Source organism: Alterirhizorhabdus solaris, assembly GCF_007785815.1.
In the GTDB taxonomy this organism is placed as follows: Bacteria; Pseudomonadota; Alphaproteobacteria; order Sphingomonadales; family Sphingomonadaceae; genus Alterirhizorhabdus; species Alterirhizorhabdus solaris.
In genome coordinates this window covers 1-5,079 of record NZ_VNIM01000163.1, presented here as the reverse complement: position 1 = coordinate 5,079, position 5,079 = coordinate 1, and the positions used below count along the sequence as shown (strand labels likewise).

Below are 5,079 nucleotides of genomic sequence, written 5' to 3'. Positions count from 1 at the left end.
GCATGGGCCTTACTTCCGGAGCAGCGCGAGGGGGCGGGCGGGGTCGGCAATATCGATGAGGTCGACATGTTCGAGCACCCAGCCTCCGCTACGGCGCCCGCGCGGTTCCGCCCAGTACAGGCCGGTCGTCACGCGCAGCGTTGCGCGGCCACGGAAGCTGCGACGTTGCTCCACCAGCCGGGGTGGCACGTTTTCCGAACGCAGCTTGGCGTTCCATCCGCTTCTGATGATGAGCAGGCGCCATCCGGTGATGCCGTAGATCGTGCGGTACAGGTCGCGCCAGCGTTGCAGCCGGTTCCATGAGAACCAGACGAATGCCATGGCGATGCCCAGCACGGCCAGTTCGGTAAGGCCGAGGCCCGGTGTACGTGGCCCGGTGCTGTTGAGAACGAGCGTGGCAAGGCCGATCGCCCCGAGCAGGGCGAGCAGGGCGACCGTTTCGATGCCGGTGCGGCGCGTACCTGGCCGGCCGTGCCAGCGCAGCGTCTCGCCCGCGTCCAGATGGCCGCGCAGTTCCGCCAGCAGGCTGTCGTCCCCCGCCCTCACGCCAGCCGCCCCAGCGCGGCGACGAAGCCGGCGGCGTCGGGCAGGCGGTCGAGGTGGATGCGGTTTTCCCAGTCGCCGGCCGGGTCGCCGGGCACGAGGATGATCGCCGCCGACCCGCGCCCACGCGCATCGGTATCTCCCAGAATCCCGCCGAGGATGCGCGACGCGCCGACCTCCAGCAGCGGTGTGGACGACCATGGCACGCGCCACGTCACCCGCTTGTCAGTGACGGTGAGGCAGATGAACGGCGCGCGCAGGATGCCGGCGGCGACCGCGCCTTGCCCGCGCGCGATCTTCCAGAACAGCCCGGCGCCCAGCGCGCACAGCAGCAGCGTCAGGCCGATGTCGAAGCCCAGCGCGCGTTCGGTGGTGGGCCACGGGAACCAGATGATCCACAGGAACGCCGCGCACATCAGCGCCTGCGGGATGGCGAGGCCGATCGCCAGCCCCGCCCCTTCCGGCAGCGCGCCGGGGCCGGGGCGGGCGACGTACAGCACCGTCTCCGCCATCCCCGATTCCGCAGGCACGACGATCGGGGCTTCTGGTCGCTCGGCTTTTGCGGGTAAGGCCACGGGTATTGGCTACAAGACGACGGAACAGATGGCAAACGAACTGCGCCCGGAAGACCTGAAGGCGGCCGCCCTCGACAGCAAGGCATGGCCCTACGAGGAAGCGCGCAAGCTGCTGAAGCGGTACGAGAAGGCGCCGCCGGCCAAGGGCCATGTGCTGTTCGAGACGGGCTACGGCCCCTCGGGCCTGCCGCACATCGGCACCTTCAACGAGGTGTTGCGCACCACGATGGTGCGCCATGCCTTCGAGGCGATGAGCGACATCCCCACGCGGCTGATCGCGTTCAGCGACGACATGGACGGCCTGCGCAAGGTACCGGACAACGTGCCGAACAAGGAGATGTTGGCGGAATATCTCGGCAAGCCGCTGACCAAGATCCCCGATCCGTTCGGCACGCACGAATCGTTCGCGCACCACAACAACGCGATGCTGCGACAATTCCTCGACCGCTACGGTTTCGACTACGAGTTCCTCTCCGCCACCGACTGCTACGGCTCGGGGCGGTTCGACGAGGCGCTGCGTGGCGTGCTGCGGCAGTATGATGCGATCATGGGGGTGATGCTGCCCACGCTGCGCAAGGAACGGCAGGCGACCTATTCGCCGATCCTGCCGATCTCCTCGAAGTCCGGCATCGTGCTGCAGGTGCCGGTCACGGTGGTGGACGCGGAGAACGGCATCGTCCGTTTTCAGGATGAGGGCGGGACGGTCGAGCAGTCGATCCTCGGCGGTGCTGCCAAGCTGCAATGGAAGGTGGACTGGGCGATGCGCTGGGTCGCGCTGGGCGTCGATTACGAGATGGCGGGCAAGGATCTGATCGATTCGGTCACGCAATCCTCGAAGATCGCGCGCGTACTGGGCGCGCGGCCGCCGGAGGGGTTCAACTACGAGATGTTCCTCGACGAGAAGGGCGAGAAGATCTCCAAGTCCAAGGGCAACGGCCTCAGCCTCGACCAGTGGCTGACCTACGGGCCGCAGGAGAGCCTCGCCTTCTACATCTACCGCGAGCCGAAGAAGGCCAAATCGCTGCACATGGGCGTGATCCCGCGCGCGATCGACGATTACTGGCAGTTCCGCGGCAACTGGCCCGCGCAGGAACTGCCGCAGAAGCTGGGTAATCCGGTGCATCACATCCACGACGGCGACGTGCCGGCCGAGACGCTGCCCGTAACGTTCGGGCTGCTGCTCAACCTCGTCGGCGTGCTGGGCGATGCGCGGCCGGAGCAGGTGTGGGGCTATCTGGCCAACTACGTGGCCGATGCCGATCCGGCGCGCTATCCGGCGCTGGACCGGCTGGTCGGCCACGCGCTGGCCTTCCACCGCGATTTCGTCGCGCCCACTCTGGTGCGGCGCGCACCGACCGAAAGCGAGGCAGCGGCGTTGCGTGAACTTGATGCGGGGCTGGCGGGGCTCACCGCCGACAGCGACGTCGCCGTGGCGGTGCAGGATCTCGTCTACGAGATCGGCAAGACGCATTACGGCAAGGAGGCGCTGCGGGACTGGTTCAAGGTGCTGTACGAAACCTTGCTCGGTTCGTCTCAGGGGCCGCGCATGGGCAGCTTCATCGCGCTGTATGGCGTTGAAAACAGCCGTCGATTGATCGCCGAGGCACTGGCGCGCGAAGGCTCGAGTTAAGTTTCCGTTAAGCGCAACTGAGTTCGGAATGGTGCGTTCAGCGCATCGGTCCACCCCCTTTCGGACTGGTCCGCCGAAGCCTTCCGGGCAGGCGGACCGGCCGCGTCACGATGGCGAGCGTGACGCGGCCCCCGAAAGCGGCGGGATATCTCAGGAGAAACGACGTGTCGCGCTGGTGGATCGGAATCGTTGCTGTGTTCGTGGCTCTCGGCGGATCGTCCGCCGCCTTTGCCGCATCCCCGCGGGACATGCTTACCGCCGCGGCATTCCAGGCGCGGGACAAATCCGGCGCCCTCGCGCAGATCGCCGCCGCGCAGGCGGCCGCCGAGGCTGACCTGCGCGCCAGGCCGGGTGATCGCGAGGCGACGCTCGTGCGCGCCATGGCGATCGGCTACCGCGCCAAGCTGACCCGCAACAAGGCGGATGCGCTGGCCGCGCGCAAGGTGTTCGAGGCGCTGGCCGCCGCCGACCCGCGCGATCCGCAGGCGCAGATGGTGCTCGCCGGCTGGCATCTCGATTCGATTCAGGATGTCGGGCGGATGCTGGCGGGTGCCGTGCTGGGCGCAAAGAGCGCGACCGGACTGGCAGCGCTGGACCGTTCGGTGGCGCTGGGTGGCGCCGCCCATGCGACCTATCCGGGGATCGCCGCGCTGATGCGGATCCGTCTCGACTCGTCCGATGTCGCCCGCGCCCGCCAGTTGGCCGAGCAGGCGGTGCAGGCGCCGGCGGTGACGCCGCTCGACAGGGTGATCCAGCGCAACGCCGCCGCCCTGCTGGTGCCGTTGCGTGCCGGCGACGGCCGGGCGGCCTCTGTATTGGCGGTGAAGCTGCTGCCCTTCGCACGGATCGGCTAGATCGCCCGAACGAAGGACGGCCCCGGCGACGTGCGCCGGGGCCGATCGCTTCCTACCAGAAGAAGCCGTTGTGGGCGGTGACGACCCGGCCGGTGCGACTGTTCACCAGCAGCACGTCGTTGCCGTAGCGCACCCAGCGGTTCACGCCGGTGGCGCGCGGCAGGCGATAGCGGTTGCCGTCGATCACGTAGCGCGAACCGTAGTACGCCGGCTGGAGACGGTAGCCGGTCGCGACCGGACGATAGCGATAGCCGCGCGGGCCGACGTAGGCGGGGCCGTGGAAGACGTCGCGGTTGGTGCGGCGATAGTCGCGCCAGTCCTCCCGCTGCTCCTGACGGGCCTCGCGCAGATCCTTGCGCGCATCGCGCACGTCGTGGCGGTTGCCGTAGCGCTGGGCATCACGCAGGTCGCGCTGCTGTTCGCGCACCTCCTGGCGGTTGTGGCGCAGTTCCGGGGTCTGCGCATTCACCGTGCCGGCAAGGCCGGTGGCGGCGGTGACGGCGATCAGCCCCGAGAGGAAAAACTTACGCATGGCACTCACTCCTTGTTGAACCGAGGCGACGGAACGCGCTGGCCCCGCCGATGATCCCCGAATCGCACAGCGGCGCTGAACGCTGCGGGAACGCGTTCGTCAGCCGGCAGACAGGCTTGCGGCGAGGATGCGGCGGCATATTGCAGCGGTGAAACATGCCGGGCACGAAAAGGCCCGGAGCGTCGCCGCCCCGGGCCTTCGCCGGATCGCGTCTCGAATCAGCGGTAGAAGAAGGCGTAGATGATGTCCTCGATCAGCCCGCTGCGCACGTCGATCAGCGCCACGTCGTCGTAATAGCGCACCCAGCGGTACGATCCGTAGGCCGGCGGCAGGCGGTAGCGCCACGGGTCGGCGATCCAGTAGTTCTGTCCGTAGAAATAGGGCTGCACCCGGTAGCCGCGCGACCAGCGGCTGTAATCGGTGCCGCGCGGGCCGTAATAGCGCGGCGCGCGGTAGATCGCCCGGTTGCCGGCGCGGTAGCCCTGCCAGTCGTAGCGGCGATCGTTGCGCCAGCCATAGTCCCACCGGCCCCGGTCGCCGCGATCGTTGCCGGACCACTGACGGCCCGTTCCGTTGCCACGCCATTCCGGTCCGCGGCCATCGGGTCCGCGCCGGTCCGCGCCGCGCCATTCCGGTCCGCGTCCGTCCGGTCCGCGTCCGTCCGGGCCGCGCCCGTTCCAGTCGGCGCGACCATCGGGGCCGGGGCGATCGTCGCGCCGGTCGTCGCCGGGGCGCACTCAGGACCGAGGCTGGCCTGTTGCCGCCGGGTTCGAGGAGTTTCCGACATGCGCAAGGCGATCGTCTTCCTGTTGCTGGCCGCCACCGCCGCCAGCCCGCTCGCCGCGCAGGCGTGGATCGGCCAGGGCCAGGGGCCGGACCGCGCCGATGGACGCGATGGTCCGCGCGGCGATCGTTGCGCCAGCCATAGTCCCACCGGCCCCGGTC

6 protein-coding genes are annotated in these 5,079 nt (G+C 69.0%); 2 read left to right on the top strand and 4 right to left on the bottom strand.

Features of this window, described 5'->3' with window-relative positions:
• Positions 1–9: 9 nt before the first annotated feature.
• Together FOY91_RS20595 and FOY91_RS20590 are read right to left on the bottom strand one after the other, a co-directional pair.
• On the bottom strand, positions 10–546 hold the full coding sequence (locus FOY91_RS20595; protein ID WP_145155850.1) for a hypothetical protein: 537 nt from the start codon (positions 544–546) through the stop codon (positions 10–12).
• Entirely contained in the window at positions 543–1,055 is a 513-nt protein-coding gene (locus tag FOY91_RS20590) for a hypothetical protein (RefSeq protein ID WP_145155848.1), read from the bottom strand. Before FOY91_RS20590 ends, FOY91_RS20595 begins: the two co-directional genes overlap by 4 nt.
• Positions 1,056–1,146: 91 nt before the next feature.
• Here FOY91_RS20590 and FOY91_RS20585 point away from each other — a divergent pair, with 91 nt between their 5' ends.
• Both FOY91_RS20585 and FOY91_RS20580 read left to right on the top strand, forming a co-directional pair.
• Positions 1,147–2,748 carry a lysine--tRNA ligase gene (locus tag FOY91_RS20585; RefSeq protein WP_145155846.1) on the top strand — a complete coding sequence of 534 codons (1,602 nt, stop codon included), beginning with the start codon at positions 1,147–1,149 and terminating at the stop codon, positions 2,746–2,748.
• Positions 2,749–2,912: 164 nt separating this feature from the next.
• Complete coding sequence (locus tag FOY91_RS20580) at positions 2,913–3,602, top strand: hypothetical protein (protein ID WP_145155844.1); 690 nt, start codon at positions 2,913–2,915, stop codon at positions 3,600–3,602.
• A 52-nt stretch (positions 3,603–3,654) separates the two neighbouring features.
• On the opposite strand, the gene FOY91_RS20575 is transcribed toward FOY91_RS20580, so the two are convergent.
• Positions 3,655–4,134 (bottom strand): RcnB family protein, encoded by a 480-nt coding sequence (locus tag FOY91_RS20575; RefSeq protein WP_145155842.1) that lies wholly within the window; start codon positions 4,132–4,134, stop codon positions 3,655–3,657.
• A 218-nt stretch (positions 4,135–4,352) separates the two neighbouring features.
• Positions 4,353–4,871, bottom strand: a complete 519-nt coding sequence (locus FOY91_RS22145; protein WP_203234659.1) for an RcnB family protein — start codon at positions 4,869–4,871, stop codon at positions 4,353–4,355.
• Between the last annotated feature and the right edge of the window lie 208 nt (positions 4,872–5,079).